Genomic DNA, 24,293 nt, shown 5'->3' on the forward strand with positions numbered 1-24,293 from the left:
CGGCCGACCGCGCTACCCTTGCCGCCATCCCCAGCCCCCATGAGGCAATGCGATGGCGCGGATATCGGCGGGCCGCCTGATGGCGGTTATGGTGAAGGAATTCATCCAGATGCGGCGCGACCGGCTGACCTTCGCCATGATGGTGGGGGTGCCGATCCTGCAATTGATCCTGTTCGGCTTCGCCATCAACTCCGACCCGAAGGCGCTGCCGACCGCGCTTCTGGTCGCCGACTCCGGCCCCTTCGCCCGGACGCTGGTCGCGGCGATGGAGAATTCCCGCTACTTCGCCATCACCCGCAGCGCCGCTTCGGAGGCCGAGATCGACCGGCTGCTGGCGGAAGGGGAGGTGCAGTTCGCCGTCACCATCCCCCCCGGCTTTGCCCGCGACCTCCAGCGCGGCACCCGCCCGGTCCTGCTGGTGGAGGCCGATGCCACCGACCCGGCGGCGACCAGCAACGCCCTGTCGGCGCTGACCGCCATCGCCCGGCAGGCGCTGAACCCGGACCTGACCGGGCCGCTGGCGAGCTTGCGAACCGGTCCCGACCCGGTCGAACTGCGTGTCCACCGCCGCTACAACCCGGAAGGCATCACCCAGTACAATGTGGTGCCCGGCCTGATGGGCGTAGTGCTGACCATGACCATGGTGATGATGACGGCGCTCGCCGTCACCCGCGAGCGGGAACGCGGGACCATGGAAAACCTGCTGGCGATGCCGGTGCGCCCGTTCGAGGTGATGCTGGGCAAGATCGTGCCCTTCGTCGTCGTTGGCTATGTCCAAGTGCTGCTGATCGTCGTGGCGGCGCGGCTGCTGTTCGACGTGCCGATCGTCGGCAGCCTGGGCCTGCTGTCCGCCGTGCTGATCCTGTTCATCGCCGCCAATCTGGCCGTCGGCTTCACCTTCTCCACGCTGGCGCGCAACCAGTTGCAGGCGATGCAGATGTCCTTCTTCTTCTTCCTGCCGTCGATGCTGCTGTCCGGCTTCATGTTTCCCTTCCGCGGCATGCCCGGCTGGGCGCAGGCGGTGGGGGAAATCCTGCCGCTGACCCATTTCCTGCGCATCGTCCGCGGCATCCTGCTGAAGGGGAACGGACTGGCGGAGATCGCCGCAGAGGTGCTGGCGCTGGCCCTGTTCCTGACGGTGGTCACGGTGGTGGCGCTGAAACGCTATCGCCAGACGCTGGACTGAACCGCGGGAACCGCCATGGGGCGCACCACCGATGGCCCGGCTCTGCGCCTGTCCGTTCGGTTGTGCCGCCGGGATGCCTCCTCCATCATTCCTTAACCACGACTCCGCTATAGCCGTAACAGTGGCGGTGCTGGCGACGGCGATGCGGGGGGCAGAGATGGGTTTTCGCGCTTTTGGCGGTCGTGCCTTAAAACTGGTCGCGTGCGTCGGGCTGGCTGTCGCCCTGCTGGCGGCGGGCGAGGCCGACGCCAAATCGCGCAAGAAGAAGCCGGCGCCGATCCCGGCCTACGCTACCAGCGTCGCCTGGGGGGCGGTGACCGGCCCCTCGCTGGGGGCCGCCAAGTCCATCGGCGGTTATGCCGCCGGCTGCATCGCGGGTGCCCGTGCCCTGCCGCCGGAAGGCGTCGGCTATCAGGTGATCCGCCTGTCGCGCCAACGCAATTACGGACATCCGGTGCTGGTCGACATGCTGCGCGACTTCGGGCAGCGGGTGGCGCTTTCCGGGCTGGGCACCGCGCTGATCGGCGACATGGGGCAGGCGCGCGGCGGGCCGATGCCGTCGGGCCATGCCAGCCACCAGATCGGCCTGGATGCCGACGTCTGGCTGCGTCTGGACCTGCCGCCGATGGGCCGCGCCGGCCGCGAGCGGCTGGACGAGATCAAATATGTCGATTACGACCGCATGCGGGTCACCGAGGACTGGTCGGACCGTCAGGCGAAGATGATCCAGATCGCCGCCAGCGATGCCCGTGTCACCCGCATCTTCGTCAACCCGGCGATCAAGCTGGCGATGTGCCAGCGCAGCTGGGCCGACCGCAGCTTCCTGAACAAGCTGCGCCCCTGGCACGGCCATGACGGCCACATGCACATCCGGCTGGGCTGCCCCGCCGGCAGTCCGCAGTGCGAGCAGCAGGATGCCCAGCCGGAAGGCGACGGCTGCGGGGACGAGCTGATGTCCTGGCTGGACAGCGCCGCTCCCGCCATCGAGCATCCGCCGGGCTACAAGCCCGAGCCACGGGTGGTCCGCAAGATGCCGGCAGCCTGCGCTCCCGTGCTGAATGCGGCAGGCACCCGCATGGCGTCGCTGGCCGACTCCGCGGCGGTGCCGACGAAGGCCGCGCGCTGACGGGTTGGCGTGTTTCCGTGGAGAAATTTTTCCACTTGCATGCAATTAGCGTCCGTCTAACCTGAGGCTGGACAGATTCTTGCGGGTGGTGTGTCCGGTATGTATCGAACAACCGCAGGGATGCTGTGCCGGGTGCTGCCGGCCGGAGTTGGTCGGCGGTGCCGGGAGTCGTTCGGCGGATGGGGTGCCACGGCGATGACGGACATGGGGAAATGACGGACAAGGACGGAGCGTCCGGACACGGACCGAGCCTGAAGACGCGCCTGTATGCGTGGTGGGAAGGCTATGATTTGTCCGGCATGAAGGCGAAGAAAGGCGATGAGCCGGCGCCCGAACCGGAACAGCCGCAGCCTGCCGCTCCCGGTCCGGGCATGAACCGCTGGGGCAAGCCGCTGTGGACAGCCACCCGCATCGAGGTGGCCGAGAAGATGTGGGGCGAGGGCTTCAACACCCCTGGCGGCGCCGACCATATCCCCTATCTGGTCAAGCCGCTGGGCCTGAACCCGGCGATGAGCGTGCTGGACCTCGCGGCCGGGCTGGGCGGCACCAGCCGCACCATGGCCGGCAAATACGGCTGCTGGGTCACCGGGCTGGAAGCGTCGGAGCTGCTGGCCAAGGAGGGCATGGTCCGCTCCTTCAAGCTTGGCCTGGAGAAGAAGGCGCCCGTCGAGACCTTCAATCCCGAGCATTTCGGCTATCCCAAGCGCGTCGACGCCATCGTCTACAAGGAAGGCCTGTTCTTCGTCCGCGATAAGGAGCAGATGTTCGACGGGATGGAGCTGGCGCTGAAGCCGCGCGGCCATCTGCTGATCACCGATTACATCGCCGAAGCGGATGTAATGGGGGTAAAGGCGGTGCAGGGCTGGTGCGACAAGGAGCCGCTGACCCCGAACCTCTGGCCCAAGGACCGCATGGCCAATGCGTTCGCCCAGCGCAACCTCGACCTGCGCATCGCCGAGGACATCACCGACACCCACCGCGGACTGATCCTGTCCGCCATCCAGGGTCTGGTCGAGCATCTGGAGAAATTCCAACTCGACACCCCGACCAAGCTGGCGGTGATGGAGGAGGTCGAGCTGTGGGCCCGCCGCGTCGCCGCCATCGAGGCCGGCGTGCGGGTTTACCGCTTCTATGCGATCAAGCCGGCGGAATAGGGCCGGCGGAGTAGGGAGCGCATGCCTCTCTGCCGTGCCTCCCAAAAAACTTTTGCGCGATTGCATTTTTTCACTTGAGCGCGACCGCGGCTCTGGGTACATAGAGCGCCCCGCGTGACCCCAAGAAACGCGGACGCGCTTGTGGCGGAATTGGTAGACGCGCTAGGTTCAGGTCCTAGTGGCTGAAAGGCCGTGGGGGTTCGAGTCCCTCCAAGCGCACCAACACTCCAAGTGTTGGTGAAGAGTAAGAGAAGCATAGTGGGGCCATAGCTCAGCTGGGAGAGCGCTACAATGGCATTGTAGAGGTCAGGAGTTCGATCCTCCTTGGCTCCACCATTCTCTGACGCCTGCCGGGGCGGAAAATTTCCCGGCCATTCCCTGACCTTCCGAATTCACCCCGATCCCCGCTGAACTCGCCGGGATCTTTATCGGTACAGCCACTGTGGCCTTTCCGCATCAGGAAGGCGCAGACAGGGTGTTACCACCTTGGGGCGCATGGCCGAACGGGTGCCGCGCACGGATAATCGCGCCTGTCGAACCGCAAACTCTCTTCTGCACGCTTCGACGCAAACACGCACCCACATCGCACGCCATTCCGATTTTTCCGGAGCGCCCGCCATGTCCACACGGATGGAACACGGGTTGAGGACGCTTGTCCTCGCCCTTTACGATGAAGCTGCATTGACGGCGGCTGCCAAGGGCCTGACCGGGCTGTTGGCCGAACGGGCGGCCTTGAGCGAGGCCGCCAGCCTCGTGTCCGTCCCGGCCCGCCGGACAGTGTCCGAGGAAGAGGTGTTGCGCATCGTGTTGTCGGCCCGCCGGCTCCAACGCATGGGCGGCTCGCGCGACGACGGCCCGGTGCTGGTCCCCGGCCTGTCGGCGGTTCCGCCGTTGCCGCCGCTGCATCAGTCGGTTGCTGCGATGAAGCCGCGTCGCGGCCGTCTGGCCCTGTGGGCGATGCGCTCGCTGGCACGGCATCCGTCGGCGCCGCTGATCTGAGGCGCGCCGGCTGACAGGCAGCGGTCCCTTGCCGGCGACTGGTCCCCGCCGGTGCGGGCCGCTGCTGCCTTTCGCCGCAACGGTCGGAGTTGCGCGGCAGGCGGCCCGGGATAGGGGCCGGGGCTGACCCTGTTCCATGCGGCCCCGGTGGGCGCAGTCGGGGGAGGGTTATTGCGGATGCGTGCTGGCGCGCTGCGGCGCGGCAGGCTACATACGCAAGGCTGCGCTTGCGTCGCAGCGATTGCGTCGCGAGCATCCGCGTCTGCGTCGGATTGGCCTCCCCCGGAGTTGACCGTTGACCAGTGGACAGTTGACCAGCCTGCCGCCCGTCACCTTTTCCCTGTGGCTTTTCATGCGCCGTGCCTCGGCCGCGCGCCGCCCGGCCTGCCGGCACTGACGGTCGGGGATCGGAACTGGCATGCGCAGGACGACGATGAAGCCGCGGGCCGACTGGCGACCGGGTCTCCGCAAATACCCCTATGGTGTGCGCGCCATGTCGGCCGGGGCCGGCTGGCGGGAAGACACCGTCTATGAGTTCACCGCCTCGCAGATCGACCTGATCGAAAGCGTGGCGGACGAGCTGCACAGCATGATCGCCGTCGCCGTGCGCCATGTGATGGAGCACAAGCTGTTCGCCTCGCTCGGCATCCGCGGCGATCTGGCGCGCATGCTGGAGGCGTCCTGGGTCGATTACTGGGCCGGCGGGCGGCGCAATGAGCGGGCGGGTGGGCTGGCTGGCCGGTTGACTCTGGCCTATGACGGGCGCGACAGCGTCAAGCTGCTCGGGTGCAACTACGACACCACCGAAGGGCTGTTCGCCGCCTCGATGATCCAGCGCAACTGGCGCGAGGCGATGGCGCCGGACGCCAACCAGTTCAACGGCCTGCACGAGGCGCTGGTGGAACGCTGGGAGGAACTGGCGACGGGTGTGCCCGGCCGCGGCCGCATGCATGCGACCTGCGCCACCCCCGACCCGGTGCGCGAGGGTGAACTGGTCTATCTCGCCGCCACCGCGGCGGAGGCCGGGATCGACACCCGCCTGCTGCCGCTCCATTCCATCGCCTGGGACGGCCGCCGCTTCCTCGACGACGAGGGACAGCCGATCTCCTGGCTGGCGAAGCTCTATCCGTGGGACGGGCTGGCCGACGACGGGTTCCTCCAGCGCCTGCGCAGCAGCGGCATGAGCGTGCTGTCGCCGCTGTGGTGCTGGCTGTGGTCGAACCACGGCCTGCTGGCGGTGCTGTCCCACCTGTATCCGCGCCACCCGAACCTGTGCCGTGCGGCGCTGGATCCCAGCGGCGTGGCCGGGGCCGATATGGTGACCACGCGCGCCCTGCATGGGCTGGACGGTGCACCGACCCGGATGCTGCGGCATGGAGAGGTTATTGCCGACGACGGGCCGGACATCGGCGAGGATGTCGCGGCCCATGGTGCCGTCTGGCTGGAAACCCCATCCTGCTTCAGCGAGGAGGACACCCGCGCCGTCCTGCACGCCTGGATCGTCGGCGACAAGTGCCTGGGCATGGCGGTGCGGGAATCCACCGACCCGCGGCTGGCGGCCGGTGTCGGGCCGGACGCGGCAATGGTCCCGCACCTGTTCAGGGGCTGATTACCCGACAACCTGTCAGGGCGCGAACGGGTTCTTCAATGCCGGGCCGAAGGTCGCCTTGCGGGCGGCGCGCCAGATGCTTTCGGCCGCCGCGTCGTTGCCGCGGTCGGCGATGGCCATGCCGGCCACGCCGGGCTGATGGCTGAGCCAATCGCGCAGCAGGTTTTCGAACCGCGTGGTCTCGCGCGGATCGTCGCTGGCCATGGTGATCGAAACGGTCAGTTCGGTGGTCATGGTCGGTTCCCTCCTGACGGTTGGACGGGCCGGTCGATCCAGCAAATCAGCCGGACCGGCGCCGTGGACGAGAAGGTGCCCCCTATGCACGGGGGCCAAGCCTGCGCGCCCGGTCCCGCATGCGCAATGAAAAAGGCGGGGTATGACCCCGCCTTCCTCGCGTCCCGTCCATCGGGACCCGTTCTGCCGGACGGATCCGGCGGCCCGTCACTTCGTGTCCGACTTGCTGCCGGGAATGGCGATGCTGGCGATCTGCTTCTGCAATTCGTCGATCTGCTTCTGCAGTTCGTCGAAGGTGGCGCCGCCCGGATTGGCGGCGGGCGCGGCGTTGCCCCCCTGGCCGGGCTGGCCGGCCGGGCGCTGTGCGCCGGGCACCTCGTCCCCGGCGCCGGGGGCACCGAAGGGAGTGAACATGCGCATGGCGCGTTCGAACATCGCCATGTTCTGCTTGCTGACCTCGTCCAGCCGGCCGAACGGGAACATGCCGCCCAGCGTATTCTGGAAATAGTCGCGCATCTGCTCCTGATTGCGCGAGAAGGCCTGCATCGAATATTCCAGATAGCGCGGCACCACGGACTGCATGTTGTCGCCGTAGAAGCCGATCAGCTGGCGCAGGAAGCTGATGGGCAGCAGGTTCTGCCCCTTGCTTTCCTCTTCCACGATGATCTGGGTCAGGACGGACCGGGTGATGTCCTCCCCGGTCTTCGCGTCATAGACCACGAAGTCCAGCCCGTCCTTCACCATCTGGCAGAGATGGTCGAGCGTGACGTAGCTGCTGGTGGCGGTATTGTAGAGCCGCCGGTTGGCGTACTTCTTGATCGTGATCGGAGCGGACTTCTGGTCTTCCTTGTCGGCCATCGCTGAGTCTTTCAAGAAGGGACGCGTTCCAGGTCACGTTCCAGGTCATGGAGTTCCGGAACACACGTGACTGGCGGCGGAAATTGTTCCGTCATTAGGACTACTCGAAGGGATAGCAATTTGTCCAGCGTTGCGCCGCGGCATAGCGCCGCGGTTGCGCTCGGCCCGGCGGTGCGGATGGAGGATCGGTGCGCAACCGGCTGCCTCCCGCCGATACCCGAAAGGTCAGGTAAGGGGCCATGCCGGGCTGGTCAAGCCGGCCCGGCGGCCCCTATACTCCGGCCATGGCCGACCCGTCGAATCCAGACCGCTCCTCCGATCCGTCCGCCGCCGACCCGCCTTCCTACGAAACGCTGGCGCGCCGCTACCTGGACCTGTGGCAGGACCAATGGACGGCCTGCGCCGCCGATCCGGAAATGGCCGACATGACGACCCGCATGTTCCAGATGATGGGGCAGGGGGCTGGACCGTTCGGCTTCGGTCAGGCGGGGTTCGGCGCGTTCGGTGGCGGTTCCATGCCCGGCACCGGCTGGGATCCCCAACCCTGGCCATTCCCGAACAGCGGCTCCACCCAACACGGACAGCCTTCCGATGAGCGAGCGTCTGGCGGACGACAGGCAGACGGGCGAGGCTCCGCCCAATCCGGCAGCGGGACCGATGAAACGGCAGGGACCGCGCCCGCTGGCGCTCCATCTGACGGCGGCTCTGGCCAGCTTGCTCAGCTCCTCGGCCGCATTGCCGCACTTGAGGAGCGGCTCGCTTCCCTGGAACCCGGCCCTGCGGAGCCGGGCGGCGGCGCTACGGGAGGACATGGCGCGGGCGGACCGGATGCAGGGCACCCGAACGCAGGAAAGCCGAGCGCAGGAAAGGGCGCCAGGGCCCGGCGACCGTCTGGCCAGGGAGGTTGACCGGGAGATCCGCCGCCGCATCGACGCCGTCCTGACCGGGGTCGAGCGCTACCGCAGCCACCCATACCGCCGCGACCTGCCCGATCCGCCGGTGGTCTGGACGGAAGGCGGATCGCGCCTGCTGGATTATGGCCGGAAACGGGGCGGCCGGCCGGTCCTGTTCGTGCCGTCGCTGGTCAACCGCGCCTATATCCTCGACCTGTCGCGCGACAAGAGCCTGATGCGCTGGCTGGCGGGGCATGGTTTCCGGCCGCTCCTGCTGGATTGGGGCAGGCCTGGGCCGCTGGAGCGGCGCTTCACCCTGACCGACTACATCGCCGGACGGCTGGAACGCGCGCTGGACTTCGCCGTGGAGATGGCCGGCGCGCCGGTCCCGGTGGTCGGCTACTGCATGGGCGGGCTGCTGGCCGCGGCTCTGGCGCAGCGCCGGCCGCGCTCGCTCGCCGGGTTGGGGCTGATGGCGACGCCCTGGGACTTCCATGCGGAGGATGCGGCGACCGCCCGCCGGGTGGCGACCTTCATCCAGCCCTGGGGACCAGTGCTGGACCGCTGGGGCGAACTGCCGACCGACGCCCTGCAGGCGCTGTTCGCCCAGCTCGACCCGCTGCTGGCGCTGAAGAAATTCTCCGGCTTCGCCCGCATGGCGCCCGGCTCCCGTGCCGCCACCGCCTTCGTCGCGCTGGAGGATTGGCTGAACGACGGGGTGCCGCTGGTGGCCGGGGTGGCGCGCGACGCGCTGGCCGGCTGGTACGGGCGCAACGACACGATGGCCGGGGCCTGGATGGTCGCCGGGCTGCCGGTCGATCCCGGCGCCATCCGCGTGCCGACGCTCGCCCTCATTCCGGAACGCGACCGGATCGTTCCGCCGGCCTCGGCCCTGGCGCTGCCTACCGCGATCCCCGGCGCCAGAATCCTGCGCCCGCCGCTTGGCCATATCGGTATGGTGGTGAGTGCCGGTGCCGAAACCGGAGTGTGGAATCCTCTGGCCGAATGGCTTGCTGCGACAGGTTAGCGCCGCGACCTTCGGCCAGCTTGCACCCGTCATATTGCCGGACTTAAGGTAAGAATCACTCCGAGCGTCCCACCAGCGCTATAATAAAACTGTCCTATTTCGAGGAGCGTTCAATGACCGAGGTTGTCATCGCCGGTGCCGCCCGTACGCCCATCGGCAGCTTCAACGGCGCCCTCAGCGCCGTTCCCGCCCATGTTCTGGGCGAGGTCGCGATCCGCGAAGCGCTGGCCCGTGCTAAGACCGACGCGGCGGAAGTGAACGAGGTGATCTTTGGCCAGATCCTGACCGCTGGCCAGGGTCAGAACCCGGCCCGTCAGGCCGCCGTCAACGCCGGCATCCCGGTTGAGGCGACCGCCGTCGGCGTCAACCAGCTCTGCGGGTCCGGTCTGCGCACCGTGGCTCTCGGCTACCAGGCGATCAAGAACGGCGATGCCGATATCCTGGTCGTCGGCGGCCAGGAAAGCATGAGCATGGCCCCGCACGTCATGCACCTGCGCAACGGCACCAAGATGGGGTCTGCCGAACTGCTCGACACCATGCTGCGCGACGGCCTGACCGACGCCTTCCATGGTTATCACATGGGCACCACCGCGGAGAACGTCGCCCAGAAGTGGCAGCTGACCCGCCAGGAGCAGGACGCCTTCGCCGCCGCCAGCCAGCAGAAGGCCGAGGCCGCCCAGAAGGCCGGCCGCTTCAAGGACGAGATCGTCCCGGTCACCATCAAGGGCCGCAAGGGTGACGTCGTCGTCTCGGACGACGAGTACCCGAAGCATGGCACCACGGAGGAATCGCTGGCCAAGCTGCGCCCGGCCTTCTCGAAGGACGGCACGGTGACTGCCGGCAACGCATCGGGCATCAATGACGGCGCCGCCGCCCTAGTGCTGATGACGGCGGAGAACGCGGCCAAGCGCGGCGTCACCCCGCTGGCCCGCATCGTCTCCTGGGCGACCGCCGGCGTCGATCCGGCGATCATGGGCACCGGCCCGATCCCGGCCTCGCGCAAGGCGCTGGAAAAGGCCGGCTGGACCGTCGACGACCTCGACCTGATCGAGGCAAACGAGGCCTTCGCCGCCCAGGCGCTGGCCGTCAACAAGGACCTCGGCTGGGATACCGGCAAGGTCAACGTCAATGGCGGGGCCATCGCGCTCGGCCACCCGGTCGGCGCCTCCGGCGCCCGCGTGCTGACCACGCTGCTGTTCGAAATGCAGAAGCGTGACGCGAAGAAGGGCCTCGCCACCCTGTGCATCGGTGGCGGCATGGGCATCGCTCTCTGCGTCCAGCGCGACTGAGGACCGGAAGGGCCGCTTTCGCAAATGGAAGCGGCCCGCTTCGCTTGAAGGCTTGGGGCATCCGCCGGACCTGCGGAGGGAGTCCCATGCCCAACAATAAAAAGTCAAAGAAACCAACCAACCATCACTAAATCTGGGGAGAAGAACTATGGCTCGTGTTGCAGTCGTCACTGGTGGCACCCGCGGCATCGGCGAGGCGGTTGCCGTCGCCCTGAAAGATGCCGGTTACAAGGTCGCCGCCAACTATGCCGGCAACGATCAGGCGGCCGAGGAATTCACCGCCCGCACCGGCATCCCGACCTACAAGTTCGACGTCGCGGACTTCGACGCCTGCAAGAAGGGGATCGCCGCGATCGAGTCCGACCTGGGCCCGGTCGACGTGCTCATCAACAACGCCGGCATCACCCGTGACGGCGTGATGCACCGCATGACCTACGATCAGTGGGAGAAGGTGATCCACACCAACCTGTCCTCCTGCTTCAACATGTGCCGCAACGTCATCGACGGCATGCGCGAGCGTGGTTTCGGCCGCATCGTCAACATCGGCTCGGTCAACGGCCAGGCCGGCCAGTACGGTCAGGTCAACTACGCCGCGGCGAAGTCCGGCATCCACGGCTTCACCAAGGCGCTGGCGCAGGAGAGCGCAGCCAAGGGCATCACCGTCAACGCCATCGCCCCCGGCTACATCGACACCGACATGGTGCGCGCTGTGCCGGCCAACGTGCTGGAGAAGATCGTCGCCCGCATCCCGGTCGGCCGTCTCGGCCGCGCGTCGGAGATCGCCAAGGCCGTGCTGTACCTCGTCGACGACGACAACGGCTTCATGACCGGATCGACCCTGTCGGTCAATGGCGGCCAGCACATGTACTGATCCGGTACCGGGTCTCGCACCCTGGTTCGTGACCTGCGACGAAGCCCCTTTCCCACCCCTGCCCGGACCGCTGGTCCGCTGTGGGTGGGGGAGGGGTTTTTGTTTTTGAAACAACCTCCACCGCACTTGACGGACCGGCCGCCGAGTTGAAGGTTATCGTCCGTTTCGGACGCACCACCACATTGGACACCCTGCGATGCCTTACACCTCGTTGCGCGACTTCATCGACCGGCTGGAGAAGGCGGGGCGGCTGGTTGTGGTGAAGGAGCCGGTGTCCAGCGTGCTGGAAATGACCGAGATCCAGACCCGCCTGCTGGCCGAGAACGGCCCGGCGGTGCTGTTCGAGAACGTCATCAAGGCCGACGGCACGCGCTCGGAGATGCCGGTGCTGGTCAACCTGTTCGGCACCGTCGAGCGGGTTGCCTGGGGCATGGACCGCGAGCCGCACCAGCTGCGCGCCGTCGGCGAGACGCTGGCCTTCCTCAAGCAGCCGGAACCGCCGGGCGGCTTCCGCGAGGCGCTGGACCTGATCCCGCTCGCCAAGACCGTGCTGTCGATGAAGCCGAAGACGGTCGGCTCGGCTCCATGCCAGGAGGTGGTGCTGACCGGCGACGACATCGACCTCGGGCGCCTGCCGGTGCAGAGCTGCTGGCCGGGTGAGCCGGCGCCGCTGATCACCTGGCCGCTGGTGGTGACCAAGGGGCCGACGGGGAAGCGCGAAGACGACTTCAACCTCGGCATCTACCGCATGCAGGTGCTGGGGAAGAACAAGACCATCATGCGCTGGCTGAAGCACCGCGGCGGAGCCCAGCACCATCACCGCTGGGCTGCCCATCAAGAAAGGAAGGGCGGCAAGCGCGAGCCGCTGCCCTGCGCCGTCGTGCTGGGGGCCGATCCCGGCACCATCCTGGCCGCGGTGACGCCGGTGCCCGACACCCTGTCGGAATACCAGTTCGCCGGCCTGCTGCGCGGCAAGAAGGTGGAGCTGGTGGAGTGCAAGACGGTACCGCTGAAGGTGCCGGCCCAGGCGGAGATCGTTCTGGAAGGCCATGTCAGCTTGGACGACTACGCCGACGAAGGGCCCTACGGCGACCACACCGGCTATTACAATTCGGTCGAGCCCTTCCCGGTCTTCACCATCACCGCCATGACGATGCGGCGCAAGCCGATCTACCTCTCCACCTTCACCGGCCGTCCGCCCGACGAGCCGTCGGTGCTGGGCGAGGCGCTGAACGAGGTGTTCATCCCGTTGCTGATCCAGCAGTTTCCGGAGATCGTCGATTTCTGGCTGCCGCCGGAAGGCTGTTCCTACCGCATCGCGGTGGTCAGCATGAAGAAGGCCTATCCCGGCCATGCCAAGCGGGTGATGATGGGCGTCTGGTCCTTCCTGCGCCAGTTCATGTACACGAAGTGGGTGATCGTCGTGGACGACGACATCGACGCGCGGAACTGGAAGGACGTGATGTGGGCGATCTCCACCCGCATGGATCCGGCCCGCGACATCACGGTGATCGAAGGCACGCCCATCGACTATCTCGACTTCGCCAGCCCGGAATCGGGGCTTGGCGGCAAGGTCGGCCTCGACGCCACCAACAAGTGGCCGCCGGAAACCAAGCGTGAATGGGGCGAGAAGCTGCACATGACCGACGAGGTCGTCGAGGCGGTCAGCCGGAAATGGGACCTGTACGGCCTGCCGGGCAGCGGGAAGCCGATCTGGAAGAAGTGAAATGGCGGTTCCCTTTCCTCCCTCCCGCACAGACCCTGTTTGTGCGGGAGGGAGGAAAAGAAACCCGCAAGCTACCGCCGCGGGTCGCGGCTCAGGCCCTTGGCCTGCAACTCTTCAAGATACTCGGCCCACAGGGCTTCCTGTTCGGTGCCGATCTCATAGAGGTATTTCCAGGTGAAGATGCCGCTGTCGTGCAGGTCGTCGAAGACGATGCGGATGGCGTAATTGCCGACCTGCTCCAGCCGCATGATGCCGACATGGCGGCGACCGGCCACCGTCTGCTTCTGGTTGGGGTTGTGGCCTTGCACCTCGGCGGACGGGCTGACGACGCGCAGGAACTCCGCCGGGTAGGAGAAGGTCCGGCCGTCGTCGAAATCGACCTCCAGCCGCTTCTCCTCCTTCTTCAGGCGGATCTCGGTCGGCCAGTGGACCGTGCCGAATCCATCGCCCGTACCGGCGCCTGCACTCATCGCGCCGCCCCCACCTTGTCCAGGCTGCGGGCCTCGTCGATCAGCATGATCGGGATGCCGTCGCGAATCGGATAAGCCAGACCGGCGCGCTCGCTGACCAGCTCCGCACGTTCGGCGTCATAACGCAGCGGACCCTTGGTCAGCGGGCAGACCAGGATCTCCAGCAGCTTCGGATCGACGCGGGCGTTGGTTTTCGCTTCGCTGCTCTTGTCCTCGGGCGTCGCCATGTCGTGTCTCGTGGTGATTGGAAGGAATCAGTGCTTGGGCGGCGGGCCGTCCCCGTCATGGCTGTCGAGAATGGCCATCTCGACCAGCCCGATCAAGAGCTTCCCACGTTCCGCCAGGGTCGGCGCCTCCAGCAGCGCCTGTTTTTCACCAGGCGTGAAGGGGCAGATCATCGCCAGAGAGTTGACCAGCCGTTCATCCAGCGTCGATTCGATGGATTTCCAGTCGACCGACAGGCCCTGGACCCTGAAGTAGGTCTTCAGGGCGCCCAGCAGCCGGTGGCGGTCGATGTCGCCGCAGGACTCGGGTTCCAGGTCGGCGCGGAAGGGGCGCCAGTCGGGGACGACCCGCCGATAGCCGCGCGCACCCTCCACCTCCCGCCCGATCTCGAACCGGGCGACCCCGGTCAGGGTGATGAGGCACCGGCCGTCGTCGGTCTCGGCGAAGCTGGTGATGCGGCCGGCGCAGCCGCAGGAATAAACGGCCGGCTCACGCTCCCGCCCGGCAGGGTCGAGGGGCTGGATCATGCCGATCATGCGGCCGCTGCCCAGCGCATCCTCGACCATCGCGAGATAGCGGGGCTCGAAGATGTTCAGCGGCAGCCGTGCCCGCGGCAGCAGCAGGACGCCGGCCAGCGGGAAGATCGGCATCATCGCCGGCAATTGGCTGAACTCGGGGTCGAAGGGGTTTCTGGTCATGCCAATCAGATAGAACCCCATCGCCGGTGGAACAGCCGTCCTTTTTTCGGAAAAAGCGTCAGCTGAACATCATGGTCGACAGGCGGCGGCGGGTCTTCACCGTCAGCGGGTCGGTCTGGCCGAACGCCTCGAAGAACTTCACCAGCTGCTTGCGGGCGCCGTCGTCGTTCCAGGTCCGGTCGCGCTTGAAGATCTCCAGCAGCTCGTCCACCGCCGCTTCGCGCTTGCCGGCGGCGAACAGCGCCATGGCGAGGTCGAAGCGCGCGGCATGGTCGTTCGGGTCGTGGGCGACCTTTTCCATCAGCTCCGGGATCGGGCCGGCGTTGGCGGCCTGTTCCGCCACGTCGAGAGCGGCACGGACGTTGGCCAGCTCCTTGTCCTTGGCGATGGCTTCCGGGGCCTGGGCCAGCATCTGCTTGGCGTTTTCCAGGTCGCCGGCGGCGATCAGGCAGCGGAGGATGCCGGCATAGGCCTGGACGTTCTCCGGCTCGGCCTGAAGGATCTGGCTGTAGAGGTCGAGCGCGCCCTGAAGGTCGCCGCCTTCCAGCATCTCCTTGGCCTGGGCGAAGGCCTCCTCTAGCATGTCGTCGGCACCGCCGCCGACACCGGCCTGCTTGGCCAGCGTCACCAGCTTGTCGACGAAGGCCTTCACCTGCGATTCGGGCAGGGCGCCCATGAAGCCGTCGACCGGACGGCCCTGGAAGAAGGCATAGACCGCCGGGATCGACTGCACGCGCAGCTGCGAGGCGATCATCGGGTTGGCGTCGGTGTCGATCTTCACCAGGCGGACCGCGCCTTTGGCAGCGCGCACCACCTTCTCGATGATCGGGCCCAGCTGCTTGCAGGGGCCGCACCAGGGCGCCCAGAAATCGACGATCACCGGGACGTCGCGCGAGGCTTCGATCACGTCGGCCATGAAGGCGCGGTCGGTGCTGTCCTTGACGATCTCAGCGGCACCGGGGGCGGAACCAGCGGCGGGAGCGGCGGGCTTGGACCCGTTGGCGGGGGGCATGGAGAACATGGCGTGTTTCGGTCCCGTTGGTGATGCCTGGCCCATTAGGACATCCCGGTGGGCCATGGAGTTGCCGATCCGGCCGGCCCGGATCCTCATCGTTGGCGACATATGTGAGCGCGCAGGGCGGCTCAAGCAAGCATTGCGTGGGCAAGCATTGCGTGGACAGGCACTGCGCAGAGGCTCCGGCCCGTCATTCCTGTGTGCGGCCGAACTCGACGATTGCCGGTTCGTGACCGCAGGCGCGGATGAAGCGCATCAGGTCGTCCCGCCGGATCGCGGTGGTGCGGTCGTTCAGCAGTGGGTGATAGTTCAGCAGGTCATGCTCCATCATCGCCTGCTGGAGGACCACACGCACCTTGTGTCCGGTGTCGTTGACCAGGGAGAAAGGCGTGACCGATCCCGGCCGGATGCCGAGGAAGCGCCAAAGCCGCTCCGCCGAGGCGAAGGACAGCCGCGCCGACCCGATGGCCTTGTCCAGCCGGTTCAGGTCGATTTTCGCATCCTCCAGCGCCACCACCAGCCAATGCTGGTCCTTCTTGTCCTTCAGGAACAGGTTCTTGCAATGACCGCCGGGCAGGGCGCCACGCAGGGCCTTGCTTTCCTCCACCGTGTGCAGCGGCGGGTGGCTGTGTGTGGTCGCCCGGATGCCCAGCGCGTCGAGCCGCGCCAGCAGTTGATCCGGCGAGGTCGGCAGCGGCGCATCCCCATCGGGAAGGGAGGCGTCCGGAAGGGAGGTCGATGCGGTGTCCATGACAGCCCTTGTACCGGGCGCGCGGAAAATCGTCCAGTCGGTGAAAAAAACTGAAACAAGGCGCTTGCATTGCGTCGGCCGATGAGTATAGTCCGCCGCACACCGCCGGACGGCAGCGACAACGGTCTGAACCGATGAAACGCCGGACGATGGAATGGAGCGCGGGCGTAGCTCAGGGGTAGAGCACAACCTTGCCAAGGTTGGGGTCGAGGGTTCGAATCCCTTCGCCCGCTCCAGTTTCCTCCAGACTTTACGCTGGAGCATGCGATTTCAAAAGGCCGGACCTTCGGGTGCCGGCCTTTCGCATTTTCTCCCTCCTGTTTCCAGTCCATCCGGACTTGCTGGCTTGCGGTCCGCAACCCCTCCGTAGGGGATGACGCCTTGCGGGATGATCGCCCATTGGATCGCCGATCCGCGGGATCGACAATCCACCTCATTCTTTCAGCTTTCAATTGCGGCAAATCAAAGCCTGATCGTCATACAATTGTAGGCGGATTGTGAGGCTGAAACGGCATGATGTTCCTGCCGCTCCGGCAAAAGACCGTTCAGCACGGCCACAGTTGTGCCTGCTTTCAGCGATCGTTGTAATTTTCCGGAAATTTCTCGCTTTGGCTGTGTTTCATGTTGAGATAGCCCAAAAGGGGACGCGGAATTTCCTATGACGTATTTACAGATTGTCAACCTCCTTGCGTATGACCGCATGGGGAGGTACACTTCAAAATCTAAATAAATAGCGTCTAAGGCTCCGGGGGTTGTGGCGAACGAAGACACTCCGCGAAAAATCGTGTCAAAATTCAGAAACATTCCCGTGAGAGGATGCGCCGGCTATTTGCTTTCGCTCGGTCGGCACCGCTTCACCGTCGTGGTTCCGGCAGGAATTCGGCGCAAGAATTCGGGATGGCTGAAAGCACGGTTCGGCTCCGCCCCCGCCCCACATCCGTCCAACCGCGCCGGAATCGAGAAACGGTCCCTCACCGGGGGCCTCTGCCGACCTCCGCCTCTCCGGACTTCGACCCCGACCTCCCGACCCGGATGCGAAGCCCGGATACCAAGACCCAGATACCAGGAAAGGAAACCGCCATGGCTATGCAGCGCTATCTCGTCGACTATCCCCGGCTGTCCACCGATGCCCTCGCCAAATGGTCGTCGGTTCCCAGCAGCGTCGCCTCCGACGCGATGAACCGGTGTCAGAGCATGGATTCGCGGATCAAGCCGATGGTCCCCGGTATGCGCATCTGCGGTCAGGCCCGCACCGTCGTCACCATGCCCGGCGACAACAGCATGGTGCACCACGCCGTCAGCCTGGCGGAACCGGGTGACGTGGTGGTGGTGGCCGGCGGCGGCCTGGACGACGTGGCGCTGGCCGGCGAATGGGTGGTGCGCTGCTGCAAGCGGCGTGCGCTGGGCGGTCTGGTTGTCGACGGTTCGGTCCGCGATCTGCACGAAATCCGCGGGCTGGGCCTGCCGGTCTTCGCCAAGGGTGCCGTGGCCCGCGGCCCGCACAAGAATTTCGGCGGCAAGATGGACGTCATCGCGGCAATCGGCGGCGTCCCGGTCAATCCCGGCGACCTGATCCTGGGCGACGAGGACGGCGTGGTCGTGGTGCCGCTGGCCTTCGCCGATGCCGCCCTGACCCAGAGCCTCGCCCTGCTGGAGCGCGAGCGCAGATGGACCGAGCAGATCGAGGCCGGCGCCACCTTGGTGGACGTGCTGGGCGTCCCGCCGCTCGAGATCGTTCCCGCCGACTGAGCGGAACCGTGTAAAGGAAAGCCCCCGCATCGTCGGCCGCATTGTCGACCGTTGCCGACCCCGCCCCCATGGTGCCGCGTCCATGTCGCTGATTTTCCAGATCGTCCTGCCGATGTTCGGCCTGATCGCCCTTGGCTTCTGGGCGGCGCGTTACCGTGGCTTCAGCACTGCGATGGTTCAGGGGCTTTCCCGTTTCCTCGGCATCTATGCGCTGCCGGCGCTGCTGTTCTCCAACATGGCGCGGGCGGACATCCCGGACCCGCTGGAATGGGCGGTGCTGGGTTCCTTCTACATCGCGGCGGTCGCGGTCTTCCTGGTCGGCGGGCTGTGGATGCGGATGGCCGGCCGGCGGGAGCAGATCGCTCCCATCGGCCTTGCCAGCTCCTTTTCCAACATCGCGCTGCTGGGATCGCCGATCATCATGGAGGCCTACGGGCCGACCGTGGCGGTGCCGGTGATGCTGCTGATCGTCTTCCAATCGCCTCTGCTGTTCACCTCGGCCACCATGCTGGCGGAAACCCAGCGATCGGCGCGCAACGGCCGGGCCGGGCGGCCGGTGAAGGCGACGCTGGACGCCGCCAAGGCGACGTTGACCAGCCCGCTGGTGGTGTCGGTCATTTTGGGGCTGGCCGTCAATTTGATCCATTTGGCGATCCCGCCCATGGTGATGAAGAGCTTCACCATGATGGCGCAGACGGTTCTTCCCTGCGCCTGCTTCACGCTGGGGGCGTCGCTGGCGCTCAGCCCGGCCTCGGGTGCGGTGCTGCCGGCCACCGTGGTGGCGTTGTTGAAGACCGGGCTGCACCCGCTGCTGACCTGGCTGCTGGCCACCCAGCTTTTCGACCTGCCGCCGCTGTGGGTCGCCCCGGCCGTGACCGCTGCGGCCTTGCCCATCGGCATCAACGCCTATGTTTTCGCGGAGCGCTATAATGCCGGGCGTGAGGTGGTGTCGATGTCTCTGCTGATCTCCACTCTGCTGTCGCCGGTGTCGATTTCCATCGCCTTCATGGTGTCGTCCGCAGGCTGACGCCGGGCCGGAACGGCCCACGGGTGTTGTCGAAGAAATTTCCAATACGCTGAATTTACTTGATGGATCTGACGATTCATCCGGAGGGGCGGTGGCGTGCTCCACGCTGCATGCGGCAGTATGGCCGCCGCTACCGCCATTGATAGGAGAAAAAAACCCTGTTAGCCTCTAATTGTATGAATTTCTAATCATCATGATATCGGCAAGGCTGTGTCTTGATCTTCCAGAACACGGAACATGATAGTTCAACGCTTCGGTGGCAGGAACTGGCCGATGTCGTTCCGGATAACAATAAATCCACATTTTCCGCCACATATCATAGTATGATCAAGACTCTGAACGCTTCGGCGCCGAAGAAAATCGGTACCAGTTGTGTCAGATCAAAGACTCGCATAAAAACAACTGCGTTAATCATTGCAAAAGATTTCCCGGGTGAGATGGCGCAGCGATGGCCGTGCCGGCGGGCAGGCCGCCTCGATGCCATTCCCGGAACCGGCGCGGGAGTCCGTCCCCGCAGGGTTTCATCGACCGGAGCGGCGTCACGCGGCAGCCGCACGTTCCTCCGCCCCAATGCCATACCGGATCGTTCGCGCCACGGACAGCCGGCCGACGCAGGTGCCCCATGACCCTCCTCAACAACTTCCACATCCCCGTCAAGATGGCCATTCCGGCGACGACGGCGATCATCGGCATGCTGGTGATCGCGCTGCTCGGCTGGTCGGCGATCACCCAGCAGTCGACGCTGCTCGACGCCCTGTTCAACCGTTCCTTCACCCGGGAAGCGGAAATCCAGGGGCTGACCGATACCCTGACGGTGGCCCACGCCGGCATGTACCGGACCGTGATCCTCAGCAGCGCGAACGCCTCGCCGAAGGCGGTGGAAGAAGAGATGAAGGCCCTCGGCAACCAGCTCGGCAAGCTGAAGAGCCAGTCGGAGGCCCTGAAGGGCGCCACCGCCGACACCGACGACGAGGCGAAGTTCTTCGAGCGGTTCGGTGCCGACAGCGCCACCTATCTGGCGAAGGTGGGCAGCTTCCTCGACCTGTTGAAGATGGGCGTCGATCCGCTGGACTTCCTGCAGGAGGTGCAGGCCGCCTACACCCGATTGCAGGGGACCAGCCGCGACTATCTGACCTACAAGCGCAAGGTGTCGACCGACGCCTACGCCGAGGTCAACGCATCGGTCGACAACACCACCCAGGCCTTCATGGCGGTGGCTGCGGCGGCCCTGCTGGTGACGGTCGGCGTCGCGCTGTTCATCGGCATGAACATCGCCCGCCCGATCGTGCGCCTGACAGACGTGATGGAGCGGTTGGCCCGCGGCAACCTGGAGGCGGACATTCCCGCTGCGGAGCGCGGCGACGAGATCGGCCAGATGGCCCGCACGGTTCAGGTCTTCAAGGAAAACGCCGTCCGCGTGCAGGAACTCTCGCGGGAGCAGGAAGCGATGCGCCTGCGCAACGAGCAGGAGCGGCGGCAGGCGATGACGGCGCTCGCCAACGACCTGGAGGCATCGGTCAAGGCGATGATGGGCGAGGTGGTGCGGTCGGCGACGTCGATGCGCAACGAAGCCAACTCGATGCTCGACAACGCCAAGCAGACCAGCCACCACAGCGACAGCGTCGCCCATTCGGTGCAGGAGGCGACCAGCGAGGTCGAAAGCGTCGCCGCCGGCGCCGAGCAGCTCCGCGCCTCCATCGACGAGATTACCCGCTCCATCAGCCAGTCGGCACAACTCGCCCGCGGCGCGGTGGATGAGGCGGGCCGCACCGACAGCATCGTGCAGGGGCTGAGCGAAGCCAGCCGCAAGATCGAAGAGGTCGTCGGCCTCATCCAGTCCATCGCCGGCCAGACCAACCTGCTGGCGCTGAACGCCACCATCGAGGCGGCCCGCGCCGGCGAGGCCGGCAAGGGCTTCGCCGTGGTGGCCCAGGAGGTGAAGAGCCTCGCCAACCAGACCGCCAAGGCAACCGAGGAGATCGGCGCCGAAATCGCCGCGGTCCAGGCCGCGACCCATGCGGCGGTCGGCGCCATCCGCGCCATCGTCGGCACCATCCGGCAGGTCGACGAGTCCCTCGGCACCGTCGCCGCGGCGGTGGAGGAGCAGGACGCCGCCACCCGCGACATCAGCGCCCGGTCCCAGCGCGCCGCCGTCGACACCATGGCGGTGATGCAGGAGATGCGTCTGGTCCAGCAGGCCGCCGAAACCACCGGCCATTCCGCCGGATCGGTGCAGAACACGACCGAGGAACTGTCGCGCAGCTTCAACCGTCTCGACCACGAGATCGAAGCCTTCATCACCCGCATCACCGCGGCATAGCGAGGGTCAAAACGAGAAACGCCCTCTCCCGCATCGTGCAGGAGAGGGCGTTTCTCGTTCTGGCTGCCGGTTCTTTGAGTCGTCAGGCGCTCTCCAGCACCTTCTTGCGCGCATCCGCCCAGTCGCGTGCCGTCGTTGGCCGGCCATCGGCGTCGATCAGGCCTCGGGCGAACAGTTCCTCGGCATGGCGGATGAAGAAGGTGGCGGTGCTCGACCGCTCCCAATGCTCCATCCAGTTCTGTTCCAGGAAGGCCAGAATCCCCGGCTGGCCCAGTTCGACTTCCCACAGCACGCCGAGCAGCGACGTCTGCTGCTCCTCATGCATGCAGTCCTCGAAGCACAGGCGCTTGTCGGCGCGCGCCTCCTTGCGGGCGGTGGTCTCCGGGCCCGGACCCAGGCCGTAATCGATCAGCGTCCGCCGTTCCGGCGCCGCGCACAGCCAGTGCGCCACCTCATGCACGATCACCGTCGCCTCGACATCGGTGCGGATCACCTTGCCGTCCCACATGAAGGAGCGGCTGGGCGGTTCGTCCAGCGTGTCGATGCCATGGGCATGGGCCAGCCGCACCGCGTCCGCCCGGTGGGCCGGCGTGTCGACGCCACCACCGGGTTCGTCGTCCGGCCGCACGGGCCAGGTCGCGGCGATCCGGCGGAAGGCGGCGCGCGCTTGGGCATGGCCGTCCAGATGGGCGTCGAAGGCGGCGATGGCCTTCGGCATGTCGTCGATGGCGATGGGGGTCAGGATCATGGGGCCTATGTGCCCAAGGGGACGTCCCGGCGCAAGGGGAATGTAACCGTGCAGAGCAGCAGGGCTGCCCGGCAAGACAATGGCGCCGGCAAGTCCCGGTCTTTTCGGGTCCTGCCGGCGCCATAACTGTCATGGTGCCGCTTGGGATGGTTGCGGTTTCTTACGCTGCGCGCATGTCGGACAGGAAGCGCGACACGAAGCCGCGCAGGTCGGTCGCCTCGTGGTTCAGCCCGTCGGCGGCGGTCAGCACCTCGCGTGAGGCATCGCCGGTGGAGGCCGCGGCTTCCGACACGCCGGCGATGTTGCCGGACACCTGCTGCGTGCCGCGCGCCGCCTGCTGGACGTTGCGGCTGATCTCCTTGGTCGCGGCACCCTGTTCCTCCACCGCGGCGGCAATGGTGGTGGAGATGTGGTTGATCTCGGCGATCACCCGGCCGATCTCGGCGATGGCGCCCGCCGCCTGCCGGCTGATGTCCTGGATACCGGCGATCTGGCTGCCGATCTCCTCGGTCGCCTTGGCGGTCTGGCTGGCGAGGCTTTTCACCTCGCTGGCGACCACGGCGAAGCCCTTGCCCGCTTCGCCGGCGCGCGCCGCCTCGATGGTGGCGTTCAGCGCCAGCAGGTTGGTCTGGCTGGCGATGTCGGTGATCAGCTGGACCACCTCGCCGATGCGCTGGGCGGCGTCGACCAGCCCGCGGACGGTGCCGTCGGTCTTCTCGGCGGTGGCAACCGCCTGTCCGGCAATCCGGGTGCTTTCCGCCACCTGCCGGCCGATCTCGGCGATGGAGGCGGTCAGTTCCTCCGTCGCGGCGGCCACCGTTTCGACATTGCCGGTCGCATCAAGCGAGGCGTTAGCGACCGCATCGGCCTGCCGGGTGGTCTGCTCCGCGGTTGCCGACATGGTCTGGGCGGTCGCCTGCAACTGCGTTGCCGCTGCCGACACCCGGCCCAGCGCCTGCAGCACCAGCCGGTCGAACTCCTGGGTCAGCCGGTCGATGCGCTCGCCGCGGCTGCGCTGGGCCTCGTGGTCGGCGCGCTGGGACTCGGCCAGCCGGTCGCTCTCGATCAGGCTGTCCTTGAACACCTGCAGGGCTTTGGCCATGCCGCCGATCTCGTCGGCGCGCTGCAGGCCGGGAATGTCGACGCTGCGGTCGCCGCCGGCCAAACGGGTCATGCGGTCGGTCATCGCCACCACTGGTCGCGACAACCCGCGGCCGATCAGCAGCGCCGTCGCCAGCCCCAGCACCACTGCGATCAGGGAGGCGATCGTCATCCCGCCGCGCGCCTTATCGATGAAGGTGCCGGTTGCCATGCCCAGGCTTTTCTGGGCGTCGACGCTCGCCACCGTCAGCTGCTCCGCCTCCTTGGCGATGGAGTCGCCGACGGGGATCAGCACCTCCTTGACCAGCCTGTCACGTTCGGTGGTCGCCTTGACCACGCCGTTGAAGCCGGTGATGTAGACGCGCAGCATGGCGGTGTAGGACATCGCCATCTTGCGGCGGTCCATGTCGGTCAGCTTCGCCATCATGGCACCGCCACGGCTGGCGGCATCGGTGAACTGGGACCGGGTCTGGCTGGCTAGCGCCGGAGAGCCGTCAATGTTGTAGCGGGTCGCCGAAATGCGGGCCGACAGCATGTGGCGCAGCGCCATGCCTGCCAAATAGGCGGCGTCGGTATCGCCCCCGGTGCTGGCGCTGTCCATGATGTTGTCCAGCGCGCTTTCCAGCCGCGGGCCGATCTCGTCCAGTTCGGAGATGGCCTTGCTGCGCTGGGCCTGGAAATCCATCGCAGCAGCGAAGGCCTCCTGGTATTGGGCGATCTCCTGCGCCATATGGTCGGCGGTCTGCAACAGGGCAGGGTCGGTGACCAAAGCGCGGGTCTTGTCGATGGTCTGCGCCGCCTCCTGCGCCGTGCGCCGGACAGTCGCGCCGACCTCCGGATCCCCGGTCAGCAGGAAGCGGGTGGCCTGCTGGCGCATCTCCAGCATCAGGGCCTGGATGCGCCCCAGCTCGTTGGTCTGCTGGCCGAGCTGGCGGTAGGTGTCCACTGCGCCGCCGACCTCCGACAGGGCCGCCACGCCGATGCCGCCGATCAGCACCAGGAACACCAGAATGCCGGCGCTGGCCGCCGTGATCTTCGTTCCTACGGAAAAGCGATTGAAAAGGCTCATGGCCGGGGCCTCCATCGGCACGGGGGTGCTGCGCGGAACCTGAAAAGGTCAGTGATAGCGACCTGTTCCAAAAGGCCGGTTTCAGGAAGCATGCCACATGCCCCGGTATGGACCGGCCTTGCGCGCCGATAACCGAAGAGACCCATGA

The 24,293-nt window shown here is 66.6% G+C and carries 21 protein-coding genes and 3 tRNA genes; 15 read left to right on the top strand and 9 right to left on the bottom strand.

Annotation, left to right across the window (positions count from 1 at the left end):
• Nucleotides 1-52 precede the first annotated feature (52 nt).
• The 7 genes from GBZ48_RS25105 to GBZ48_RS25135 all read left to right on the top strand — a co-directional run bounded on the left by GBZ48_RS25105 (nt 53) and on the right by GBZ48_RS25135 (nt 6,074).
• On the top strand, nt 53-1,186 hold the full coding sequence (locus GBZ48_RS25105) for an ABC transporter permease (RefSeq protein ID WP_174473515.1): 1,134 nt from the start codon (nt 53-55) through the stop codon (nt 1,184-1,186).
• 157 nt (nt 1,187-1,343) lie between these two features.
• Entirely contained in the window at nt 1,344-2,312 is a 969-nt protein-coding gene (gene mepA, locus GBZ48_RS25110) for a penicillin-insensitive murein endopeptidase (RefSeq protein WP_174473516.1), read from the top strand.
• A gap of 212 nt (nt 2,313-2,524) precedes the next feature.
• Nucleotides 2,525-3,466, top strand: a complete 942-nt coding sequence (locus GBZ48_RS25115; protein WP_174473517.1) for a methyltransferase domain-containing protein — start codon at nt 2,525-2,527, stop codon at nt 3,464-3,466.
• Nucleotides 3,467-3,601: 135 nt separating this feature from the next.
• A tRNA-Leu gene (locus tag GBZ48_RS25120) sits at nt 3,602-3,688 on the top strand.
• 38 nt (nt 3,689-3,726) lie between these two features.
• Nucleotides 3,727-3,802 (top strand) — tRNA-Ala (locus GBZ48_RS25125).
• 282 nt (nt 3,803-4,084) lie between these two features.
• Entirely contained in the window at nt 4,085-4,465 is a 381-nt protein-coding gene (locus GBZ48_RS25130) for a hypothetical protein (protein ID WP_174473518.1), read from the top strand.
• Nucleotides 4,466-4,883: 418 nt separating this feature from the next.
• Nucleotides 4,884-6,074 carry a glutathionylspermidine synthase family protein gene (locus GBZ48_RS25135; RefSeq protein WP_174473519.1) on the top strand — a complete coding sequence of 397 codons (1,191 nt, stop codon included), beginning with the start codon at nt 4,884-4,886 and terminating at the stop codon, nt 6,072-6,074.
• A gap of 15 nt (nt 6,075-6,089) precedes the next feature.
• On the opposite strand, the gene GBZ48_RS25140 is transcribed toward GBZ48_RS25135, so the two are convergent.
• The gene (locus GBZ48_RS25140) at nt 6,090-6,308 is read right to left on the bottom strand and encodes a hypothetical protein (protein WP_174473520.1); all 219 of its coding nucleotides are present in this window, start codon (nt 6,306-6,308) and stop codon (nt 6,090-6,092) included.
• A 207-nt stretch (nt 6,309-6,515) separates the two neighbouring features.
• Nucleotides 6,516-7,166 carry a polyhydroxyalkanoate synthesis repressor PhaR gene (gene phaR / locus GBZ48_RS25145; protein ID WP_109048134.1) on the bottom strand — a complete coding sequence of 217 codons (651 nt, stop codon included), beginning with the start codon at nt 7,164-7,166 and terminating at the stop codon, nt 6,516-6,518.
• Between the two features lie 591 nt (nt 7,167-7,757).
• Between phaR and GBZ48_RS25150 the strand changes: the two genes are divergently transcribed.
• The 4 genes from GBZ48_RS25150 (at nt 7,758) to GBZ48_RS25165 (ending at nt 12,972) form a co-directional block, all read left to right on the top strand.
• Complete coding sequence (locus GBZ48_RS25150) at nt 7,758-9,086, top strand: alpha/beta fold hydrolase (protein ID WP_174473521.1); 1,329 nt, start codon at nt 7,758-7,760, stop codon at nt 9,084-9,086.
• Between the two features lie 113 nt (nt 9,087-9,199).
• On the top strand, nt 9,200-10,375 hold the full coding sequence (locus GBZ48_RS25155; protein WP_174473522.1) for an acetyl-CoA C-acetyltransferase: 1,176 nt from the start codon (nt 9,200-9,202) through the stop codon (nt 10,373-10,375).
• 148 nt (nt 10,376-10,523) lie between these two features.
• A complete protein-coding gene (gene phbB, locus GBZ48_RS25160; RefSeq protein WP_174473523.1) occupies nt 10,524-11,246 on the top strand; it encodes an acetoacetyl-CoA reductase in 723 nt (240 codons plus the stop codon).
• A gap of 196 nt (nt 11,247-11,442) precedes the next feature.
• Nucleotides 11,443-12,972, top strand: coding sequence for a UbiD family decarboxylase (locus GBZ48_RS25165; RefSeq protein ID WP_174473524.1), 1,530 nt, complete (start codon nt 11,443-11,445; stop codon nt 12,970-12,972).
• Between the two features lie 71 nt (nt 12,973-13,043).
• Here the strand turns inward: GBZ48_RS25165 and GBZ48_RS25170 are convergent, their stop codons facing one another.
• The 5 genes from GBZ48_RS25170 to GBZ48_RS25190 all read right to left on the bottom strand — a co-directional run bounded on the left by GBZ48_RS25170 (nt 13,044) and on the right by GBZ48_RS25190 (nt 16,131).
• Nucleotides 13,044-13,442, bottom strand: coding sequence for a gamma-butyrobetaine hydroxylase family protein (locus tag GBZ48_RS25170; protein WP_174473525.1), 399 nt, complete (start codon nt 13,440-13,442; stop codon nt 13,044-13,046).
• Nucleotides 13,439-13,669: a Trm112 family protein gene (locus tag GBZ48_RS25175; RefSeq protein WP_109048130.1), complete on the bottom strand. Its 231-nt coding sequence runs from the start codon at nt 13,667-13,669 to the stop codon at nt 13,439-13,441. The genes GBZ48_RS25170 and GBZ48_RS25175 overlap by 4 nt, the downstream gene beginning before the upstream one ends.
• A 27-nt stretch (nt 13,670-13,696) precedes the next feature.
• A complete protein-coding gene (locus GBZ48_RS25180) occupies nt 13,697-14,365 on the bottom strand; it encodes an LON peptidase substrate-binding domain-containing protein (RefSeq protein ID WP_174473526.1) in 669 nt (222 codons plus the stop codon).
• Between the two features lie 58 nt (nt 14,366-14,423).
• The gene (locus GBZ48_RS25185) at nt 14,424-15,386 is read right to left on the bottom strand and encodes a thioredoxin family protein (RefSeq protein WP_174473527.1); all 963 of its coding nucleotides are present in this window, start codon (nt 15,384-15,386) and stop codon (nt 14,424-14,426) included.
• A 184-nt stretch (nt 15,387-15,570) separates the two neighbouring features.
• Nucleotides 15,571-16,131, bottom strand: coding sequence for a prolyl-tRNA synthetase associated domain-containing protein (locus GBZ48_RS25190; RefSeq protein WP_174473528.1), 561 nt, complete (start codon nt 16,129-16,131; stop codon nt 15,571-15,573).
• 161 nt (nt 16,132-16,292) lie between these two features.
• Between GBZ48_RS25190 and GBZ48_RS25195 the strand changes: the two genes are divergently transcribed.
• The 4 genes from GBZ48_RS25195 to GBZ48_RS25210 all read left to right on the top strand — a co-directional run bounded on the left by GBZ48_RS25195 (nt 16,293) and on the right by GBZ48_RS25210 (nt 21,227).
• A tRNA-Gly gene (locus GBZ48_RS25195) sits at nt 16,293-16,367 on the top strand.
• An 844-nt stretch (nt 16,368-17,211) separates the two neighbouring features.
• Complete coding sequence (locus GBZ48_RS25200) at nt 17,212-17,880, top strand: RraA family protein (RefSeq protein ID WP_109445775.1); 669 nt, start codon at nt 17,212-17,214, stop codon at nt 17,878-17,880.
• 82 nt (nt 17,881-17,962) lie between these two features.
• Nucleotides 17,963-18,907 (top strand): AEC family transporter, encoded by a 945-nt coding sequence (locus tag GBZ48_RS25205; protein WP_174473529.1) that lies wholly within the window; start codon nt 17,963-17,965, stop codon nt 18,905-18,907.
• Nucleotides 18,908-19,529: 622 nt separating this feature from the next.
• The gene (locus GBZ48_RS25210; RefSeq protein ID WP_174473530.1) at nt 19,530-21,227 is read left to right on the top strand and encodes a methyl-accepting chemotaxis protein; all 1,698 of its coding nucleotides are present in this window, start codon (nt 19,530-19,532) and stop codon (nt 21,225-21,227) included.
• An 82-nt stretch (nt 21,228-21,309) separates the two neighbouring features.
• Here GBZ48_RS25210 and GBZ48_RS25215 read toward each other — a convergent pair whose 3' ends face one another.
• Both GBZ48_RS25215 and GBZ48_RS25220 read right to left on the bottom strand, forming a co-directional pair.
• Nucleotides 21,310-21,975: an elongation factor P hydroxylase gene (locus GBZ48_RS25215; protein ID WP_174473531.1), complete on the bottom strand. Its 666-nt coding sequence runs from the start codon at nt 21,973-21,975 to the stop codon at nt 21,310-21,312.
• Nucleotides 21,976-22,135: 160 nt separating this feature from the next.
• Nucleotides 22,136-24,145: a HAMP domain-containing methyl-accepting chemotaxis protein gene (locus GBZ48_RS25220; protein ID WP_174473532.1), complete on the bottom strand. Its 2,010-nt coding sequence runs from the start codon at nt 24,143-24,145 to the stop codon at nt 22,136-22,138.
• Between the last annotated feature and the right edge of the window lie 148 nt (nt 24,146-24,293).

Source organism: Azospirillum melinis, from assembly GCF_013340935.1.
Taxonomy (GTDB): Bacteria; Pseudomonadota; Alphaproteobacteria; order Azospirillales; family Azospirillaceae; genus Azospirillum; species Azospirillum melinis.